A 1,615-nucleotide genomic window follows, 5' to 3' on the forward strand; every position below is an offset into this window, starting at 1 on the left:
GCCTGACCCTGCTTAACGCCAACGAAAAAACCGAACGGCTGAACCTGCCCGACAGCCTCAAATGCCAACACACCGCCAAGCTCACCGCCGGCCATTGCCTGTATTCGGACATGGGCCGCGTACTGGCCGCGATCACCGCCGACACCTGCGGCTGGAGCGACAGCCTCGGCGGCGTGCTCTGCGCCGCGGAAGTGGCCGAGAAATACGGCCAGGGCCGTTACCAGGAACTGCGCAACGGCTTCTTCCGCAACGGCACCGACAACCTGCTGGTGGAACTGGGCAAGTGGGGGCTGGGCCTGTCCGACCTGCTGATGACCCTCAACCTGTTCAGCCGCGTGAACGTCGATGACGCCGGACGCTTCCACTTCGTCGAGGGCAACTCCAGGGCCGGCGACTACATCGAATTGTACGCGCCAATGGACACGCTGGTGGTGCTCACCGCCCTGCAACACCCGATGGATCCGGCACCGGAATACGCGCCCAAACCCTTGAAGCTGAGCTGGATGAACGCCGACGCCAGCGTCGCCGAACACTGCCGCACCTCGCGCCCGGAAAACGAGCGCGGCTTTATCAACACCGACCGTTTGTTCGCCTGAGGATCGCTGCCATGTCCGTTGCTATCGCCACTTCGCAAAAACAACCCGACACAGCGGTGTACCGCGCCACGATCCCGGCCGGTGAACCCTGGCTGATGGAGGTCAAGGCCGGCCAGACCCTGCGCATCCTCGACCTGGAAGGCAATCAGGCCATCGACACCTTGTTCTACAGCCTCGCCAATCCCAAGGAGCGCTACGACGTGCAACGCACCTTGCGTCGGCAAAACAGCGTCTACCTGAGCACCGGCAGCGTGCTGTATTCCAATCTCGGCCACGCGATGCTGACCATCGTCGCCGACACCTGCGGGCGCCACGACACCCTCGGTGGCGCCTGCGCACAAGAGAGCAATACCGTGCGCTACGCCCTGGAAAAACGCTACATGCACAGCTGCCGCGACAACTACCTGCGCGCCTGCGTCCACGACGGGCGGCTGGGCAAAGGTGACATCGGGCCGAACATCAATTTCTTCATGAATGTGCCGGTGACGGCGGATGGCGGGCTGACCTTCGAGGACGGGATTTCGGCACCGGGCAAGTACGTCGATTTGCGTGCGGAGATGGATGTGATCGTGCTGATTTCCAACTGCCCGCAATTGAACAACCCGTGCAACGCCTACAACCCGACACCTGCGCAGCTGCTGGTATGGAACTGACCATGAGCCGATTGCGCCGTTGGTTTTTCGCACTGTGCCAGGCGCGTTCCGGGCAGTGCCTGAAATCTCCCAGACATCCCTAAACCTTGTGGGAGCTGGCTTGCCAGCGATAGCGGTGTGTCAGTCACCATTGATGTTGGTAGTGCCGGCGTCATCGCTGGCAAGCCAGCTCCCACAGGGACCTGTAGTGATTTGAAGTAAATGTTTTTTTCATCCGGGACGGCCCGGATGTCTGTCGAAAAACGGCGGGACGGCCCGCTTCCCCTTCAGGGGTTATGCCATGTTCGAAAAAATCCTCATCGCCAACCGGGGCGCCATCGCCTGCCGCATCCTGCGCACGCTGCGTGACTTGCAAGTGCAAGGCGT

Annotated in this window: 3 protein-coding genes; all 3 read left to right on the plus strand. The window is 61.7% G+C overall.

What is annotated here, in order from left to right; translation table 11 throughout:
- The coding region (locus tag DBR24_RS02415; protein ID WP_146188935.1) for an urea amidolyase associated protein UAAP1 at positions 1-596 on the plus strand (596 nt) is incomplete at its 5' end.
- A gap of 11 nt (positions 597-607) precedes the next feature.
- On the plus strand, positions 608-1,249 hold the full coding sequence (locus DBR24_RS02420) for an urea amidolyase associated protein UAAP2 (RefSeq protein ID WP_123465435.1): 642 nt from the start codon (positions 608-610) through the stop codon (positions 1,247-1,249).
- A gap of 280 nt (positions 1,250-1,529) precedes the next feature.
- On the plus strand, positions 1,530-1,615 hold an 86-nt coding region (locus tag DBR24_RS34735; protein ID WP_146188936.1), incomplete at its 3' end, for a biotin carboxylase N-terminal domain-containing protein.

It is taken from the genome of Pseudomonas sp. HMWF006, from assembly GCF_003061205.1.
GTDB classification, from domain to species: Bacteria; Pseudomonadota; Gammaproteobacteria; order Pseudomonadales; family Pseudomonadaceae; genus Aquipseudomonas; species Aquipseudomonas monsensis.